14 protein-coding genes and 1 pseudogene are annotated in these 17107 nt (G+C 48.8%); 6 read left to right on the forward strand and 9 right to left on the reverse strand.

The annotated features are described in order from the left end of the window. Window position 1: 1 nt before the first annotated feature. The 4 genes from H6F91_RS27795 to H6F91_RS04155 form a co-directional block, all read right to left on the reverse strand. The gene (locus H6F91_RS27795) at window positions 2–5833 is read right to left on the reverse strand and encodes a PAS domain S-box protein (RefSeq protein WP_190774516.1); all 5832 of its coding nucleotides are present in this window, start codon (window positions 5831–5833) and stop codon (window positions 2–4) included. After that, window positions 5827–6108 carry a helix-turn-helix transcriptional regulator gene (locus H6F91_RS04145; RefSeq protein WP_190774517.1) on the reverse strand — a complete coding sequence of 94 codons (282 nt, stop codon included), beginning with the start codon at window positions 6106–6108 and terminating at the stop codon, window positions 5827–5829. Before H6F91_RS04145 ends, H6F91_RS27795 begins: the two co-directional genes overlap by 7 nt. 559 nt (window positions 6109–6667) lie before the next feature. Beyond that, window positions 6668–6997: a hypothetical protein gene (locus tag H6F91_RS04150; protein WP_190789234.1), complete on the reverse strand. Its 330-nt coding sequence runs from the start codon at window positions 6995–6997 to the stop codon at window positions 6668–6670. Between the two features lie 511 nt (window positions 6998–7508). Continuing rightward, complete coding sequence (locus H6F91_RS04155) at window positions 7509–8957, reverse strand: PepSY domain-containing protein (RefSeq protein WP_190774519.1); 1449 nt, start codon at window positions 8955–8957, stop codon at window positions 7509–7511. A 226-nt stretch (window positions 8958–9183) separates the two neighbouring features. Here H6F91_RS04155 and H6F91_RS04160 point away from each other — a divergent pair, with 226 nt between their 5' ends. The 5 genes from H6F91_RS04160 (at window position 9184) to arsJ (ending at window position 13570) form a co-directional block, all read left to right on the forward strand. Next, entirely contained in the window at window positions 9184–9603 is a 420-nt protein-coding gene (locus H6F91_RS04160; protein WP_190774520.1) for a BlaI/MecI/CopY family transcriptional regulator, read from the forward strand. Next, window positions 9603–10439, forward strand: coding sequence for a M56 family metallopeptidase (locus tag H6F91_RS04165; RefSeq protein WP_190774521.1), 837 nt, complete (start codon window positions 9603–9605; stop codon window positions 10437–10439). The genes H6F91_RS04160 and H6F91_RS04165 overlap by 1 nt, the downstream gene beginning before the upstream one ends. 169 nt (window positions 10440–10608) lie before the next feature. Then, window positions 10609–10932: a metalloregulator ArsR/SmtB family transcription factor gene (locus H6F91_RS04170; RefSeq protein ID WP_190774522.1), complete on the forward strand. Its 324-nt coding sequence runs from the start codon at window positions 10609–10611 to the stop codon at window positions 10930–10932. Window positions 10933–11298: 366 nt separating this feature from the next. After that, window positions 11299–12312 (forward strand): ArsJ-associated glyceraldehyde-3-phosphate dehydrogenase, encoded by a 1014-nt coding sequence (locus H6F91_RS04175; RefSeq protein WP_190789235.1) that lies wholly within the window; start codon window positions 11299–11301, stop codon window positions 12310–12312. A 13-nt stretch (window positions 12313–12325) separates the two neighbouring features. Further along, a complete protein-coding gene (arsJ, locus tag H6F91_RS04180) occupies window positions 12326–13570 on the forward strand; it encodes an organoarsenical effux MFS transporter ArsJ (protein ID WP_190774524.1) in 1245 nt (414 codons plus the stop codon). A 204-nt stretch (window positions 13571–13774) separates the two neighbouring features. On the opposite strand, the gene H6F91_RS04185 is transcribed toward arsJ, so the two are convergent. The 4 genes from H6F91_RS04185 to H6F91_RS04200 form a co-directional block, all read right to left on the reverse strand. Beyond that, the gene (locus tag H6F91_RS04185; RefSeq protein WP_190774525.1) at window positions 13775–13987 is read right to left on the reverse strand and encodes a hypothetical protein; all 213 of its coding nucleotides are present in this window, start codon (window positions 13985–13987) and stop codon (window positions 13775–13777) included. Continuing rightward, window positions 13984–14823 carry a DUF692 family multinuclear iron-containing protein gene (locus H6F91_RS04190; RefSeq protein ID WP_190774526.1) on the reverse strand — a complete coding sequence of 280 codons (840 nt, stop codon included), beginning with the start codon at window positions 14821–14823 and terminating at the stop codon, window positions 13984–13986. The genes H6F91_RS04185 and H6F91_RS04190 overlap by 4 nt, the downstream gene beginning before the upstream one ends. 44 nt (window positions 14824–14867) lie before the next feature. After that, the gene (locus tag H6F91_RS04195) at window positions 14868–15092 is read right to left on the reverse strand and encodes a hypothetical protein (protein WP_190774527.1); all 225 of its coding nucleotides are present in this window, start codon (window positions 15090–15092) and stop codon (window positions 14868–14870) included. A gap of 176 nt (window positions 15093–15268) precedes the next feature. Beyond that, window positions 15269–16084 carry a hypothetical protein gene (locus H6F91_RS04200; protein ID WP_190774528.1) on the reverse strand — a complete coding sequence of 272 codons (816 nt, stop codon included), beginning with the start codon at window positions 16082–16084 and terminating at the stop codon, window positions 15269–15271. A 632-nt stretch (window positions 16085–16716) separates the two neighbouring features. Here H6F91_RS04200 and H6F91_RS04205 point away from each other — a divergent pair. Continuing rightward, on the forward strand, window positions 16717–16899 hold the full coding sequence (locus H6F91_RS04205) for a hypothetical protein (protein ID WP_190774529.1): 183 nt from the start codon (window positions 16717–16719) through the stop codon (window positions 16897–16899). Window positions 16900–16995: 96 nt separating this feature from the next. Here H6F91_RS04205 and H6F91_RS04210 read toward each other — a convergent pair. Beyond that, window positions 16996–17107, reverse strand: a pseudogene (locus tag H6F91_RS04210) (photosystem II q(b) protein); the annotation flags it as partial.

Raw genomic sequence — 17107 nt, forward strand, 5'->3', positions numbered from 1 at the left:
TCTAAGTTTTTATTAAGCTGGAAATGATATGAATCAATATTTCTGATTCTATTGGTTTAGAAATGTGCTTCTGGAACCCAGCTGTTAATGCCTGCTGCTGATTCATTTCCCCAGCGTAAGCGGTGAGAGCGATCGCCGGGATTTGCCCGCCTTGCTCAGGCGTGAGCATCCTCACGTGCTGGATCAACATATAGCCATCCATATCGGGCATTCCAATATCACTGATAAGAATATCTGGCTTGGATTGGCTCAGAAGTAACAATGCTTCATGAGCCGAAGTTGCAGCAACCACCTGTGCCCCTTGCTGTTCCAGTAGAAACACAAGCAATTCCCGTGCATCGATCTCATCGTCCACCACCAAAATTTGGATCCCGCTCAAATTCAGGGAAGGCTCAGGCAGTTGCTCATCCTGGCTTCGTGTTGATGGAGTGAGTAGGAGCGGCAGCCGAACCGTAAACGTTGCCCCTTGCCCGGCTCCAGCACTTTCAACTCCAACAGTGCCTCCGTGCAATTCAACCAGGTAGCGGACGATCGCAAGTCCTAAACCCAAGCCACCAAAGTGACGGGTTGTTGTTGAGTTGGCCTGGCGGAAGTGGTCAAACACATAGGGCAAAAATTGGGATTCAATCCCTTGCCCAGTATCACTGACAGTCATTTGGGCAAATGAATCAATCCGCTCTAATCGAATGCAAACGTTTCCTCCTTCTGGCGTGAACTTCACTGCATTTGAAAGGAGGTTCCAAACCACCTGCTGCAACCGAGTAGAGTCACCCAAAACAGGTTCAACATTAGGTGCAAGGCTTACTTCTATTGAGATAGATTTGACTTCGGCTGCCAACTGGACGGTTTCCAGAGCACCCTCAATGATGGCAGTTAGATGAACTGGAAATACGTTAAGGCTGAGCTTGCCACTTAGGATTCGGGATACATCTAGAAGGTCTTCAATGAGTTCCGATTGCAGCTTTGCATTCCGCTCAATTGTTGCCAGCGCTTGTGCTGTTTTCGTTTGATCTAACTTGCCACTTTGGAGCAATCTAGACCAGCCGAGAATAGGGTTAAGGGGCGATCGCAGTTCGTGGGACAGTACTGCTAAAAATTCATCTTTGATGCGATTGGCACGTTCAGCTTCTTCACGGGCAGTTTGTTCACGGATGAGCAGTTGTTCACGCTCAGCTTCAACTTGTTTTCGCTCGGTAACATCCCGCGCTACACAGTAAAGTAACTTCTGATCGACCGAGGGAACCACATTCCATGAAATCCAGTGATAGGAGCCATCTTGAGCGCAATAACGGTTCTCAAAACCAATGGTTGGACTGCCCTCGGCGAGGACTTTCGCTTCAGCAATTGTCCTTGCTCGATCGTCTGGATGAACAAACGCAATGTAGCTCTGACCAATCAGCGTTTCGATGGAATATCCCAGTATCTTCGTCCATGCGGGGTTCAGGTGAACGAAATACCCGTCCATATGAACGATCGCCAGCATATCGTAGGACAGTTGGAAGAAGCGATCGCGATCTTCTTCTGCCCGTTTGCGCTCGGTAATATCGGCAAGCGCACCCAGAAAGGCGATCGCATTACCCGCCGCATCATATTCCACCTGCCCCCGCGCTGTGACCCATCGCACTTCACCCGTCGCATTATAGACCCGGTACTCAGCCGTAAACACATCACCGGTCTCGATCGCCTGTTGCATGGCAGCTAAAACGCGAGGACGGTCTTCTGAATGGATTGAACGGGTAAAGACCTCAATCGTTACTCCTGTCGGGGTTAAGATGGCTGGGTCTAAGCCAAACAATTGGGCCAGCGTCGCATTCACCAGTATTTGATTTGCCGGAATGTCCCACCGCCAAGTGTAAACAGCTCCGGCCGCTAAAGCAGACTCTAACTGCACGTTGGCTTCTCGCAGTGCCAGTTCAGCCTTCTGGCGATCTGCTTCAGCTTGTTTGCGACTGCTAATATTGCGGCTGACGGTTGCTAAACCAATCGGCTGATTGTTCGCGTCTCGGATGTAAAACACGTTGTAAATCATCCAGATGGCTTCGCCTGTTTTGAAGTGACGGAACCGAATTTCCACTTCTGCCCATCCGTCTTGCAATACCCGTGGCAAGACTTCATTGACAATAAAATCTTGATCTTCGGGAAAAAAGAACTCGTTAACCGGAGTTTCCTTGTACTGCTGATCCTCAAGGCCAACCAGTTGTAGAGCAGCTTGGTTGGCATAAAACGGTACCAGATCCAGATCGCACATCCCGATAAATTCGGTGCTGTTGTCGGCCAGGGAGACAAATTTTTGGATTTCGAGTTCCGCTTGTTTGCGAGCAGTGATGTCGTTGAAGACAATGGCAATTTTCCGGCTGTGTTCGTCACCCACTTTGAAGGTGTAGCAGTCATACCATGTTTCCGTCAGCTTGGCGTATTGCTCCGAGCGCTCACCGATACCCGTTTGAGCAACGCGACCAAAGATTTCATACCAGTGTTCCTCAGCATTTGGGTTAAATTCTCTCAGCCGCCGTCCGGTGAAATCTTGCCCAAGCATTCGTACCGTCGCCGGATTTGCTTCCAAATACAAAATGTCAGTCGCGCGAGGCACAGTGCCGGGGGCATCCAGCTGATCATTTTCCTCAACAATCATCTCAGCCAGAACATACCCTTCGTCCATGGAGTTGAACAGGCTACGATATTTCTCTTCCGATTGGCGCAAAGCTGCTTCGACGCGGGCACGTTCGATAATCGGAACGACGCGCGCAACAACGTTTTCCAATAACAACAACTCATCCACGGTCCAACAACGCGGCTGGTTAAAACTGACGCCGATCGAAGCCACCCAATGTCCTTCCCGCACAAATGGTGCGATCGCATAGGATTGCATATTGATCAGCATGTAATTGTCGACGAAATCCTTTGTCCAGGGATGTACAGTTACATCATCAATGCCGAACGGTTGCTGTGCTGCCGTTTTCCACCAGTCCTCTGCGCCAAAAAGGGCGAGGTTATACGTTCCCGCCAGATCGGGTCCATCGAGCCGCCAATCCGGTAAAACCGTGACGTGATTGCCATCTGGCGCAACATCAAGATAGTAGCAACGATGCCCATTGAAAAACGTTCCGACTGCGTGGGTGACGATGCGGTTAATTTCTCCTACATCTGTTACCGTACCCAGTTTCTGGCTTAATTCGGTTAGAAACTCCACGCGTTGTTGAGCTTGTTTGCGCTCGGTTACTTCAGCCGCAAAAATTGTCAGTCCCTCTGGGGACGGGTAAACCCGATACTCAAACCAACGATTCCAGGGTAGATAAAGATGCTCAAATTGGAGAGGCGTCTGTTCACTCATCGCTTGATGGAATTGAACATAAGCCTCTGTATCAATAGCATCTGGAAATAGCTTCCAATAGCTATAACCCAGCAATTCTTCCCGCGATTTCCCAGCCAATTCGCAGAAGCGATCGTTGGCGTAGGTGTAGTGCCAGTTGCGATTGAGAACAAAAAATCCATCCTGGATGCTAGATAGAATTGTCTCGACCTGCTGTCGTGCCGCTTCTGCCTGCTGCCGCAGCAATTGCTCTTGTTGTCCTGCCACTTGTCGCAGTTGGCTCAGCTTCAACGTTGCTTCGACTCGTGCTAGCAATTCACGGGCAGAAAAGGGTTTGGTTAAATAGTCATCGGCTCCTACTTCTAGCCCCTCAATACAAGCTTCTTCACCCGCCCGAGCCGACAGCAAAATAATTGGAATTTCTCGCGTACTTGGATTTGCCCGTAATTCTCGCAATAGCCCAAACCCATCCAGTTGAGGCATCATCACATCGGCCAGAATAAGATCCGGCTGCTGTTGCTCAATGGCTACCAACGCCGCTCTGCCATCGATCGCGGTTTCCACGGTATACCCCTGATCAAACAACAACCGCCTGACGTAATCGCGCATATCCCGGTTATCGTCAACGAGCAGAATTCGAGCCGCAGCAGAAGACGAGAGTGAGGAGATGGGAGCCGGGGAGGAACTGCCATTCCCGTCCTGCCTCCCATTCCCTTCTTCGGGTAGCCAGTGTAAGAATTCTTGTACCCAGGTTTTAGTCCCCGTTGCAGTGGAATCCAGGGTGCGGGATACTCCAATGCGGTTTTGCGGTAGGTGGGCATACCCGGTCGGAATAGAAACGGTGAAGCATGTCCCTTGCCCCACAACGCTTTTGACATCGATTGTGCCACCGTGAAGCCACACTAGCTCCTGAACCAGCGACAGTCCAATGCCAGTGCCTTCATAGGTTCGCCCTTTTGCTTCACGGACCCGATAGAACCGCTCAAAAATGTGGGGCAACTCATCGGGGGAAATCCCAATCCCAGTATCTCGAACCTCCAGTTCAATCTGGTCGTGGCGTTCACGCATTACAACGACGATCTCGCCCTTAAGGGTAAACTTGAAGGCGTTGGAAAGCAGGTTCAGCACAATCTTTTCCCACATCTCCTGATCAACCCAGGCGGGTGCAGCCAGGGGTGGACAATCAACGATAAGACTCAGATTGGCTTGGGCGATCGCAGAACGAAACACACTGGCAAGCTCAGTTGTGAATGCAGCTAAATCGGTCGGTTCATATACGGCTGCCATCCGATCCACTTCGATGCGAGAAAAGTCTAAGAGTGTGTTGACCAGTTTCAACAACCGCTGTCCATTGCGTTGCACCATCTGCAACTGTTCCTGCTCAACTGCAGGCAGTTGCCCGTTCAGTCGGTTGAGCGTCTCGCCCAGCGGTTCTAACATCAGCGTCAGCGGGGTCCGAAGCTCGTGGCTAACATTGCTGAAGAAGGTTGTTTTGGCACGATCCAATTCTGCCAGTGCCTCAGCCCGTTGGCGTTCTGCTTCGTAAGCTTCGACATTGGCGATCGCCGTTTCTACGTTTCCGGTAACGAGATCGAAAAAGCTTTGATATTCCGGATCGAACGCGAGTTTCGGGCTGATGCCTAGCACCAGAAATCCAACAACCCGCTGCTTGTCACCCGCCTGAGTTAAGGGCAATAGGATTGCATCATGGGCGATCGTCGTCCCATTTCTGTCGAACAACTCGCCAAATCGAGTTCTCAAATTCTCAATTCGCTGAGGTTGCCTCGTAGCTCGCGCTGGTTGAAATGGCCACTCCTGAGCTCGAGATAAATCAACTACGCCTGGACTCGCAAGGGTTTCAGCTTCCAATCCGGTCGCTCCCACTAGATGAGCCTGATCGTCAGATTCAATTCGATAAAGCAACGCAAATGGGATGCAGTTGATATTACTAGCCAGCGCTGCGATCGCTGCCTTGTAAGCTTCCTCAACCGTTTTTGCCTTAGCGGTATCAGCAGCAAGATCCCGGAGAGTCTGCAAGCGCCGCTCCCCAATAACTTGTCGGGTCGTTTCTGTCACAGCCGTAAACACGCCACCAGTGCCGCCCGTTTCATCAGCAATGGGGCTGTAGGAGAACGTGAAATAGCACTCCTCGATATAGCCGTGGCGATCGAGCAGAAGTACTTGATTCTCCGACCACGTAGCCTCTCCAGTCAGTAAAACTCCTTCCAGCATGGGGCCGATCACGTCCCATACTTCGCTCCAACAGTCTCGTCCCCGCTGCCCCATCGACTTTGGATGCTTGGTTCCCAGAATGGGTTGGTAAGCATCGTTGTAAAACATCACCAAATCCGTTCCCCACCAAAGCAGAATCGGAAACCGGGACGATAAACAAATGCTGATAGACGTTCGTAAGCTCTGCGACCAGGTTTCGATAGAGCCAAGGGGCGTCTGCGACCAGTCGAGCGATCGCATGAGCACCCCCATCTCACCGCCACCAGCAAAAATCTCTGCAGGCGTTACCACGATTCAGACCTCCTCTCCGTTGCCGTCTTTGAGGAATACTTCACTCGTAGTACCTCACCTTGCTCTCCTAACTGATTCAGGAGAGTATTAATTTGCTTGAGTGCCAGGGGCGAAGGCGTAGCGTGCCCATTCTCCCAACGATTAATCGTGGCAAAGGTCATGCCTAATTCGTCGGCAAACTTTTCCTGAGATAACTGCATGATGCAGCGCAGTTCCCGCACCAGGTTGCTGATCTCGGGTTGCTGCATCCAACGCTGTTTCGATTTGAGGAGCATCTCAATCAGCAGGCATATAGGGCTATATATCACTCTGGGCAGAACTAGCCCTTCTGGCAATCTGCCCAGAGTGGGAAACCACCTTCTGGCAAGAGATTTAGCAGAATGAGGATGGCAAGCCTTTTACTGATTTACAGCACTCTGTGCTTGAATCAGCCACGGTTGTTTTTGTGGGAGCCGCGCTCCGCGCGGCTCCCACAAAAACAACCAGGTTTTAAGCGTTTGAAAAGCGCTGTATTTCGGCTGAACGAGTCACACAAAAATCGGTGTTGCTGAGAGCTATAAAATAGTTAGCATGCTCTGATCGAGGCAATTGCAACGCTCTCATTACTCCACACAGGGTAATGGGTTTGCCTAGACCCAGACAAGCGTTTACGGCAAACATGTCCTTGACCTCAAGGATCCTTACAAAAATAACTTGTATAACTTTTATGGGAGCGTGCGGCTCCGCCGCACGCTCCCATAAAAGTTACAGGTTTTAATCTTGTAAAAATCCTAAGTACGTCAAACCCAGCTCGTCCATAATTTAGCTTTTGGCTGAAGACTGTTGTAGCCCTTGCTATATCATTGTCTTCTCTATTGTCTGTATTTCTAGACCCGCACGGTTTAGTTCACCTTCTAACCAGGCTAGCTCTGCCCATAGGGCGATCGCCCGAGCGGCTTTTTCCACTTCTGTTCTTTTGAGTATTCGAGCACCCTTCTTTTGGGTTGCGACATCAACAAACCACCGTAAGCGGGTATAACGCTTTGCTACACTGAGATCTTGATAGGAATCCAGCCAACATTCACGATAGGTATGACCGCCAATATTAGCGAGTTCTGTCTTAATGATGGCGATCGTTTCCGAAAGGCACCATTCCTGCTTACGTAATTCTTGAATGACTTCCATAGCTAGTTGTTATTTCGATGGATAAAGTGCCATAGCCATAAGCCTTAAGAGAATAAAGGTACTTACGGTTAAGTGTCTGTTGTTTCTAATGCAATAATTCTAAGTGATGAATGTGAAGAACTTGTGTTGAAAGGCTTCTTGGCTCCGGGGTACGTTCTGCTTCTCATGTTTAACATGTATTTTTCTGTCGATTTAAGCTGCATTAGACAGAACCCAGTCCATGGATCCAGGGCCAGTTCCCCATAAGCAGCTCAGCTTCTGTGGTTCTGTCGGTTGAGATCTAAATCAACAAAAGTGCTCAAGTTCCATGTTGCAGCAGAGCGCGATCGCCCCCTAGACCTCATCCAGATGCTCCTTGGCAAGTACTTCTACTACGAATTCAGCAGCAATAAACCTAAGGAGATTTCCAGATAAGAACTTCCCCAATATTTGGAAAAAAGGCGCGGCGAAGTCGCGCCTTTTTTCCAAATATTGGGGATATTGTTTCTCAGAAATCTCCTTATACCAAACTTTAGTTAAAAACTCGCTTAAGTGCGGGAATACGCGACAACACAAAGTAGTCCAGCAGAAGGACAACCACCAGCGAAAGGCCAACTAGGGGAAATGCTAGTCCCAGCACTGCAACGATCGCCAATGGAACCCGCCAATTTTGTACATAGGGTGGCATAGCAGGAGCACCAATAAGCCCAGGTTCTTGAGGACGACGTTGCCACCACATCACGGCTCCCGTAATCGAGAGCAACATCACAATCAAAGCTGCGAGCAGCATCAGCAATTGGTTTGCCCATCCAAAATATTTTCCCATGTGAATCGCAGCTCCCATTTCGACAGCTTTGGGAAGTAGACCATAATCTTTCCATCGGACGTCTGCCAGCACTTTGCCACTGTATTGATCAATGTGCATTGTCACTTCCTGAGTTGGGTCACCCGGGAAAGCCGAAACTGTGTATACCCCTGTTTCTCCTTCCGGTAACGTCACACTGAAGCCAGGAGGTGCACCCTTCTCTTGAGCTAAGGCAATAACAGAGTTGAGATCTACGGTCGTACCAGGGATAACGCCCGCTTGAGTAGGAGCAGAACCGGCCTCTCCGTGATTGCCGTGGTTACTGTGACCAGCATCTGTCGATTGCGGCATGGGTAGCTGTTCTACAGCCCAAGGCACTACTTGCCCTCGCTGGTTCAGTGAGCCGGTCAATACGGTTGATTGGGGCACGTCATCCCACATTTGAGCGGGAAACTTTCCATATACATTGGCAAAAGTTTCTCCCCAAAAGCCCGTCCAGGGTAAGCCCGTGAGGATCAGAAACCCGATCAAGAGAATGCCATAAAAGCCAGGAACAGCATGCAAATCTCTCCAGAATACTCGCTTGTTCTGGCTCCAAAGACGGGGAATTAAAGTGCCTAAAACTGAGAATTTGTTCCGTGGCAGCCACAAGTAAAGTCCTGAAATCAACAGCACTAGCCCCCAGCAAGCAGCCAACTCGACCAGATAATCCCCCAACTTGCCGATCAATAACTCACCGTGAATCTTGCGGGTGATCGCCTGAAGGTTATTATCTTCATCTCGGCTGCCTAACACTTGGCCTGTATGAGGATCGACAAAGACCATCAAGTTGCGTTCATCTGTCGTCGTTACCAATACTTCACTGCTGCGATCGACTGCAATGTTAGGTGTAACTTGAGTGACAGTCGCACCAGGATATATCTTCTGAACGGAATGCACCTGTTCTGTATAGGACAGAGTGTTAGCTCCAGGTTGCACAAACATCAAGTTGTGATACATGGCAGTATCAAGCTGAGGCTTAAACAGGTAGATAATGCCTGTTATTGCCAAAATGAGCATGAAGGGAATGACAAATAAACCAGCATAGAAGTGCCAGCGCCATACGGTTCGGTAAAACCGATGACCAGGAGATTGGACAGTTGATGTTTGATTAAAAGCGGTTGCTGACTTACTCATATTGATTGCCTTTTGTCAAAAACAGAGGCGTGATGACTATGCCCCACACCTGAATACGTTGTCAAAAGACAACCTGTCAAAGTTTTACAAACCTTTAGGTTGCAGAAACTCAAGCAAAGGCTGAAGGAGGTATTCGCATCGGTTCTAGGGACGGTTCATCCTACGTGGAGAAGAATAGATCCTGTCGGCAGTGTAAACTGATTTCAATTTTGGATTCCCATTACCCATGTCGCCTCTGCCAGACCACCGCCCTAAGCAGCTCTCATTGGGTCCACTCGAAAGCGAGATCCTGGAAATCCTTTGGGAGTTTGGGTCAGCAACCGTTAAGGAAATTCACGATCGCATCCTGTCTGACCCCGATCGCGAACTTGCCCAAGCCTCTGTTACAACAGTCTTAAATCGTCTAGCGCAGAAAGGTTGGGTCATGTGCCATAAACAGGAAAAAGCCTTCCAGTGGCAACCCCAAATCTCTCAAGAAGAAGCTAGGGCTCTACAATCCCATGCCCAACTGAATCAGTTTCTCGCAGTGAGCAATCCTGACGTGGTTGCAGCATTTGCAGATAGCCTGGATACAGGTAGTTTAGAACAACTGGAGGCGATCGCGGATCGGATTCGAGCTCTGCGGCAAAACAGGGAGAAGCAATAATGCATTTAAGCATCATGCTCATAGCCGTGGCGATCGCAGGACTGACCCGGCTTTGTTGGTTCCGCTCTCCAGGTACGTGGGCTAACCGTTGGCAACGAACTTTAGGAGCGTTTCTTTTGCCGCCTCTTCTGTTGCTAACGACGAGTATGATTGTCCTCGGCATGGGGCATCATGGCACAATGCTGCAATATCCTGTTGGATGGATGGGATGCCACATTGCTTTAGGATTTTTTGTAATTGCAGGGGTATCGCTTGCCTTCCTGTTTGGACAACAATGGCAAGCGATTCAACAAGTCCGATCGCTACAATCAACCATCATCTTAGGTAGAACAGGGCGAGTCTTAGAAATTCACAATCTATTTGCAGCTCAAGTCGGTCTCTGGAAATCAGAGTTAGTCGTTAGCCGGGGCTTGCTGCAATCTTTGAGTGAGAACCAAATAGAAGCCGTTATGAGCCATGAAGAAGCGCACTGGTATTACCATGATACTTTCTTCTTCTTCTGGCTAAATTGGATTCGGCAATTCACCTTTTGGCTCCCTAAAACGGAATTGCTTTGGCAAGAACTACTACTGTTACGAGAGCTTCGCGCAGATGGTTGGGCAGCCCAGCGGGTCGATCCTCTGACATTAGCAGAAACCTTGTTGTTTGTTGTGCGAGCTACTTCTACTCCTCATTATCACTGCGCTGCATTCTATGACACAACTCCTGTCACTCGATTAGAAGAACGAATTGACTTTCTTCTCAGCCAATCAGAAATTAATCAAAGCCAGTGTCAACTTTGGGTTTGGTTACTTCCGATCGCCTTGCCTATATTGACAGTACCACTTCATGGATAATTGAATTGCCGATAGCAAGATTACAGTTGAAAAGGCATTGAATAAGCTTTATACGATTAGCAATAGTTCACATCAGGGCGATGTCTATTGCAATGCCGGTTACCGTAGTTAGTTGACCATCCTTTCAAAAAAAGCTACATTTCAAGACAAATCGATTCAATAAATTTTGATGCAAAAGCCTACTGCACTACCATCAAGCTCTATTGTTGCAGGGTTTCACGCACTCTCTGATCCCCTACGAATTCAAGTCATCGAGCTACTAAGAGATCAGGAACTCTGTGTTTGCGATCTCTGTGAGAAGCTAGGGGTCACACAGTCAAAGCTCTCCTTCCACCTAAAAAACTTGAAAGCAGCAGAATTAGTTCGCTCCAGGCAGGAGGGGCGGTGGATTTACTACAGCTTGAACCTTTCCCAGTTTGTTGTCCTGGAGCAGTATCTATCAGAGTTTCGCCGATTCAGCCCTATCTTGCCTGCCCGTCCCTGCGGCGACTGAAGTTAAACATCAATTTTATTAATACTTCATGTGTTCTACTTGACTTGTCAAATCAATTTATTTTGAAATGATAAAGCTAAATACCCCTTAAAGTTGGATGAGAGGTGTGGACTTATGGTTGCACCCTGTTGAGAAACGGTGTGTAGATTGCGATCGCTCTAGAAGAAGCCTGGATTGGTAGAGTTTTTGGAATATTCCTCAACAATACCTCCTGGCTCATACTGGAGGCTGGTTTCCTCCTGCCGCACAAAACCTACGAGGCTGTGCAGAAGCACTTGTTGAAGAGAGGCTCCGAGCCTGCCTCTGGGTAAATTACGGCAATGCAAGAAGAGTTTTCAGTTTTATATCTTCACGTCAGAACAAGTTATGGCGATTCGAGTTGGCATTAATGGCTTTGGCAGAATGGGACGGCTGACACTCCGGGTAGCCTGGGGCTGGCCGGAATTAGAGTTTGTCCACATCAACGAAGTCAAAGGGGAAACCGAGGCTGCCGCTCACCTACTGAAGTTTGATTCAGTCCATGGCCGGTGGTATCCAGAAGTTGAGTCGAAGGGTGATCGCATCTGGATCGATAACAAGTCCCTGAGCTTTAGCGAGTATCACACTCCTGGCGAGATACCCTGGGATGAATTAGGGGTTGACTTAGTATTGGAGTGTTCTGGCAAGTTCAGAACGATTGAAACCCTTGACCCGTACTTCAAGCGGGGGGTACAGAAGGTAATTGTGGCCGCCCCGGTTAAGGAGCAAGCGTTGAATATTGTGATGGGGATTAATGATCATCTCTATCATCCTGAGCAGCATCACCTATTAACGGCTGCGTCCTGCACTACGAACTGTTTGGCTCCTGTCGTCAAGGTTATCCATGAAGGTCTGGGTATTCGGCACGGGGTCATCACAACCATTCACGACAACACCAATACTCAAACGATTGTCGATGCACCCCACAAAGACCTGCAACGGGCGCGGGCTACCAGCTTGTCACTGATTCCCACTACGACGGGTTCTGCAACAGCGATCGCCCTCATTTATCCCGAATTGAAGGGGAAGCTCAATGGCTTGGCAGTGCGAGTGCCTCTCCTCAATGCCTCGTTAACAGATTGTGTCTTTGAAATTACTCAACCCACTACGGTTGAAGAGGTGAATACTCTCCTGAAAGCGGCGGCTGATGGCCCACTTAAGGGCATTTTGGGCTATGAGGAGCGCCCCCTTGTGTCGGTTGACTATAAGGATGATCCTCGTTCTTCTATCATTGATGCCCTTTCAACGATGGTGGTGAATGACACCCAGGTGAAAATTCTGGCCTGGTATGACAACGAGTGGGGCTACGTAAACCGCATGGCCGAACTGGCGAAAAAAGTTGCTCTAAGCCTCAAACCGTAAGGAGTTCAAATCCATGGGTGCAGCGACAACCGCCTCTAATGCCAATCTCAAAAATTACATGCTGGTGACGCTCGCCTATTGGGGCTTTACGCTCACCGATGGCGCACTGCGAATGTTGGTGCTGCTGTATTTTAACGAGATTGGCTACACCCCTCTGCAAATTGCATTTCTGTTCCTCTTTTATGAGGCATTTGGTATTGTTACTAACTTTCTGGGAGGTTGGATTGGTTCCCAGATGGGTTTGAAGCTCACACTCTATGCAGGAATTGGGCTACAGGTATTTGCACTACTCATGCTGTCATTCCTGAACCGGGATTGGGTGCAGTGGATGGCGATCGCCTACGTTATGACAGCCCAGGCTTTTTCCGGTATTGCCAAAGACCTCACCAAGATGAGTTCTAAGAGTGCCATTCGTCTAGTGGTGCCTCAGGACGCACAATCCTCCCTGTTCAAGTGGGTAGCTGTCCTTACAGGCTCGAAGAATGCCCTCAAGGGCGTGGGCTTTTTCATGGGGGCAGCGCTACTGGCGACTGTGGGCTTTGTGAATTCGCTGTGGATGATGGCAGCGGGTCTCTTTTTAGTGATGCTGACAGGCTTTTTCCTGCCCGGAGGTATGGGCAAGATTAAAGCGAAGGTCAAGTTCACCCAACTGTTTTCTAAAAGCCCTGAGATTAACGTCCTCTCGGCAGCACGATTCTTCCTATTTGGATCCAGAGATGTCTGGTTTGTGGTGGGTTTACCTGTATTTCTCCGCAGCATTTTAGGGTGGTCATTCTTTGAGGCGGGTGGATTTCTGGCGTGTTGGGTGATTGGTTATGGAGCCGTTCAATTTCTAGCCCCCACGTTGTTAAATCGGTTTAATGGTGGGCAACCGCCCCAGTCTAAAACAATTCAGTTCTGGACCTTTACCCTAACGACCGTGCCAGCGGCGATCGCCGTTGCCCTTCAAGCTGGGCTTCCAGCCGCTCAGGTCATCATTGTAGGATTGGCTGTCTTTGGCATCGTATTTGCCTTCAACTCAGCCGTTCACTCCTACCTGGTATTAGCCTTTACGGACGATGACAAAGTGGCACTGAACGTCGGGTTCTATTACATGGCAAATTCCGGTGGACGATTGGTTGGCACGGTGCTGTCGGGCTTGGTTTATCAACTTTCGGGGCTAGTGGGATGTTTAGGGGTGTCTACCCTATTTGTGTTGGCCGCAGGCATTATTTCCCTGAAGTTGCCCGATCCACAGCCGTCGAAGGCGATCGCCTGAAAATCCGGGGATGGCGATTAGCAACTTAATGCGTTTTGTGTTTGGGTGCATCCCACTTACAAAAGCGGGTTTCCAAATCTGCAAAAGTGGGATGCACCCCTGTGTTTCCATACAAAAGAGGTTTGCGATGACTACCTTCAAAACCCATGTTGCCCTCCGAGTGACAGATGTTGAAAAAGAGGAAGCAGCACAAATTATTAAGAGTTAGGGCTTACGCACGTCTGCTGAGCGTTTTCCCCATTTCCGAACCAATTCAGCCGCAACTTCCACCATGGGAAGCTCGAAGGTTGCAATGTAATCGGTCCATTGCTGGGAGAACTCCTCCTGTTGCAATTGGAGTAAAAGGCCATCTGCATCCGTTGAGGCAGCCAGAATTTCTAGTAGAGTACTCTGAAAGTGCGCTAAATCTTTTGTCATCGTCGCCTTTGGTGAACGATTTGCTGAATACGCTGGAAATCCTGTCGCCACTGCTGTTGTTCCGTCTCAGTTGAAAGGGTATGCCCCAGACGCTCGAAAATTACGGCTTCAACATGGGAACAATGTTGGAGTGCGATCGCCAGTAACTCGAATACCATTTCTGGAACAGGCCCGTCGTGGGTATCCCGTCGAATCATAGAATCACTCGATGCACTTTTGCTCCAGGAACCGCCAGAAATGTGGAGTTCCCGAACCCGATGGAGTGGGTAGCGCTTGAGTAATGCTTCTGGTGATTGCTGAAAGTTGTGAATTTGGCAATACAAATTGTGCAGATCCAGCACCAGAAAACCTTGAACATGGGCCAGCAGTTGATCGAGGAAAGTTCCTTGCTCTTCAACATCTCGCTGCCCAAATGCAAAAGCCAGGTTTTCTAAGCCAATAGGAACCTTTGCCGCCGCTGCTAAACAATTGAGGCGATCGCACCCTAAACGCAATGTGTCGGCTGTCAGCGGCAGGGGCAGCGGGGCACTCTGGACAAAGTTGCCCGCCGCCATCCAACCAAAATGCTCAGAGATGTGACGATAGCGATACCGTTTGCACTCCTCCTGCAGGTTCTTCAGCCATTGATCTTGGGCTTCTTCCCATTGAGCTGAGAGTAAAGAATAGGTGACTCCATGTCCCAGCAGGCGATCGCGCTGGCTATAAAACTCCAGCAGATGGGTGACCCAATCCGGTAAATCTGCTTCCCACCCCATATCAAAGCTCCACTCCAAAACCTGCACGGCTCCCGCTTCAAATAGTGGTTGTGAAGCCTGGAAAAAATCAGGTGTAGGCATCAGCGAGAGCCCTATCCACGGTGCCGGGCGCGATCGCTTGAACATCAACCCATACCACAGGCAATACAGGGAGCATTATCCTTCTGCTGAGAAGATATGGGTGTTACAGGCTGATCAGGCGTTGCATCACTCACTTGAGAAGTCGTTGCCTCTCCTCTATTAACTGACTGCTTAAAGTTCACCATCAAATCGGCAGACTGTACCTGTCCGCCAATACCCGACACCAGAGTGCTACCAATACCAAGCAGGGCGATCGCAATGTGTTTCATATTGCTTCCTGAAGAATAGTGAACGTTGAATTAAATCTATCAGGTTGCTTCCTGGCTATCCGATATGGTTTCAAAAGTTGAAACCGAAGTTTGATAGCACTTTTCCTGGTGTGGGGTTCTAATAAAAGGTGCAAGATATGAGCAGCACTCTATGGCTATAGGGTGGCAACCTATAGTCAGGTAATCCCATATTTTTCTAATATGGGAGAAATCATAGCTTGCAGAAACTGCTTCATATAGATACTAATTTCTTGGGGAAAGGCCTGAAATTCTTCGCTTGTACTCGGCGCAAAACGGACACCGTGTTGGTTGGCTAAGGTTTGCGCCGCTATCTGACACTGATTGAGATATGCCCGTGCCAAACTGCGTCCAGGACACCAAACTTCGTACTTGCCGGGAAGTGTTTTCCCTGAGTCATCCTTACGATAGCAATCATGAAGATCTACGAAGGCTAAAGTTTTAGGTTGTGACACTTTTTTGTTGGTTAAAACCCCATCAAGCAGATCAGCACCATAGATACGCATTAGGTCACGAAATCCTTCACCGCCTGCCACACGGAAAATAGCATCCAAAATCGCGGCATCTTCCGGTTTAGCATTCAGGTACTCGTTGAGTAGAGCCTCAGTACTTCCCAACATCGCCAGAACGAAGTAAGGCGCAGTGGTGTGAACATAATGATGAGTAACTCTATCTGCGAATGAACAGGTTGCATATTTGCCGACAATAAAGCCCGTGAGTGATGTTAGGGTTTCATCGATATAACGCTCCTGTTCCTCAGTAAATGAAGACTCTACAGCACAGTTTTTAGCACCGCCCAGGAATGCGTAAGCCTTGACACCATACTTACGAACATACATTGAAGTAACATCTGCTCGTTCGTAACCTCCTCGTTCAACAGCATTTTTATTAAATTTCTGCCGAATATCGTGAAACAGCGTATATGTATACTGTAGCCGCGCATGAATCGCGTCTGGGGGGAGTGCGTTTTTCATATCACTTAAGTTTTACCCGTCTGGCATTGTTTGAATTCAGCCTCTTTCAGGACTACAGTAAGAACTGTTTATCCTCCTACAGTGGTAACAAAAGAGATATCGAAGGACAAGTATCAGTTGGCCATGTTTCGAACGCGTGAATGGAACGTGGTGAAAGGGGTACTTCGTGCCTTTTTCACCACATCCCATCCACACGCTTAGAACTCTACCCCAACGGTACCTAAGGAGATTTCTGAGAAACAATATCCCCATTATTTGGAAAAAAGGCGCGGCTTCGCCGCGCCTTTTTTCCAAATAATGGGGAAGTTCTTATCTGGAAATCTCCTAAGTCGAGCGTTCGAACGTGGGTTAGCGAGGCGATCGCCAAAATGCGGGCAAATGGAGATGAGGCAGCAGAAGGTGAGACAGCATCTTGATTAGTATAAATATTTACACTATTACCCTTATCAGAACGAGCCTACTTATAGGATTCAGAATGAATGGCGTTGCAGGACTGTTAAGGAGAAGGCTATCCAGACTAAAAACCTTATTTTTTCTCTCTTGAGAAGTAGAAGAAGGTGTATCCGAAAGCAGAGTGATACTCAGTATTTCAACTGATTTGATGGAACTAATTCACCTCCTCGTGCTTCCCTATGACTACTTTCGAGACGATTAGAAAAATTGCGGCCAGCATTGGTTATCAACTTCTTCAAAATGATGCCAGTACGAAAGAAGAGTATGTGCTTAGGCAAGAGCGATCGCGTTGGCCAGATGGAATCTTCCAATCCCTCGATGAGGTTGTTGTTTATCTGATGGCTCAAAGTCAAAAGACTTGACAGGCTCACAAATAATCTCGATTTGGTTCCGATAGCCCGCAATCAGCAACAAAAAAGCGCCCCCGAAGGAGCGCTTTTTTGTTAGGTAGCTCAGGATTAACCGTTGATAGCAGGAGCGGTCAGAGCGACAGGAGCAGCCTCACCAGCAGCCAGGTCGAGGGGGAAGTTGTGAGCGTTGCGCTCGTGCATCACTTCCATACCCAGGTTC

The organism is Leptolyngbya sp. FACHB-8, assembly GCF_014695575.1.
GTDB lineage: Bacteria > Cyanobacteriota > Cyanobacteriia > Elainellales > Elainellaceae > Vacuolonema.

What these genes read in the sequence shown, in the direction of transcription:
- H6F91_RS04145 (WP_190774517.1), bottom strand. Translation starts at nt 6,108, where the DNA reads ATGCTCCTCAAATCGAAACAGCGTTGGATGCAGCAACCCGAGATCAGC.
- H6F91_RS04150 (WP_190789234.1), bottom strand. Translation starts at nt 6,997, where the DNA reads ATGGAAGTCATTCAAGAATTACGTAAGCAGGAATGGTGCCTTTCGGAA.
- H6F91_RS04155 (WP_190774519.1), bottom strand. Translation starts at nt 8,957, where the DNA reads ATGAGTAAGTCAGCAACCGCTTTTAATCAAACATCAACTGTCCAATCT.
- H6F91_RS04160 (WP_190774520.1), top strand. Translation starts at nt 9,184, where the DNA reads ATGTCGCCTCTGCCAGACCACCGCCCTAAGCAGCTCTCATTGGGTCCA.
- H6F91_RS04165 (WP_190774521.1), top strand. Translation starts at nt 9,603, where the DNA reads ATGCATTTAAGCATCATGCTCATAGCCGTGGCGATCGCAGGACTGACC.
- H6F91_RS04170 (WP_190774522.1), top strand. Translation starts at nt 10,609, where the DNA reads ATGCAAAAGCCTACTGCACTACCATCAAGCTCTATTGTTGCAGGGTTT.
- H6F91_RS04175 (WP_190789235.1), top strand. Translation starts at nt 11,299, where the DNA reads ATGGCGATTCGAGTTGGCATTAATGGCTTTGGCAGAATGGGACGGCTG.
- arsJ (WP_190774524.1), top strand. Translation starts at nt 12,326, where the DNA reads ATGGGTGCAGCGACAACCGCCTCTAATGCCAATCTCAAAAATTACATG.
- H6F91_RS04185 (WP_190774525.1), bottom strand. Translation starts at nt 13,987, where the DNA reads ATGACAAAAGATTTAGCGCACTTTCAGAGTACTCTACTAGAAATTCTG.
- H6F91_RS04190 (WP_190774526.1), bottom strand. Translation starts at nt 14,823, where the DNA reads ATGCCTACACCTGATTTTTTCCAGGCTTCACAACCACTATTTGAAGCG.
- H6F91_RS04195 (WP_190774527.1), bottom strand. Translation starts at nt 15,092, where the DNA reads ATGAAACACATTGCGATCGCCCTGCTTGGTATTGGTAGCACTCTGGTG.
- H6F91_RS04200 (WP_190774528.1), bottom strand. Translation starts at nt 16,084, where the DNA reads ATGAAAAACGCACTCCCCCCAGACGCGATTCATGCGCGGCTACAGTAT.
- H6F91_RS04205 (WP_190774529.1), top strand. Translation starts at nt 16,717, where the DNA reads ATGACTACTTTCGAGACGATTAGAAAAATTGCGGCCAGCATTGGTTAT.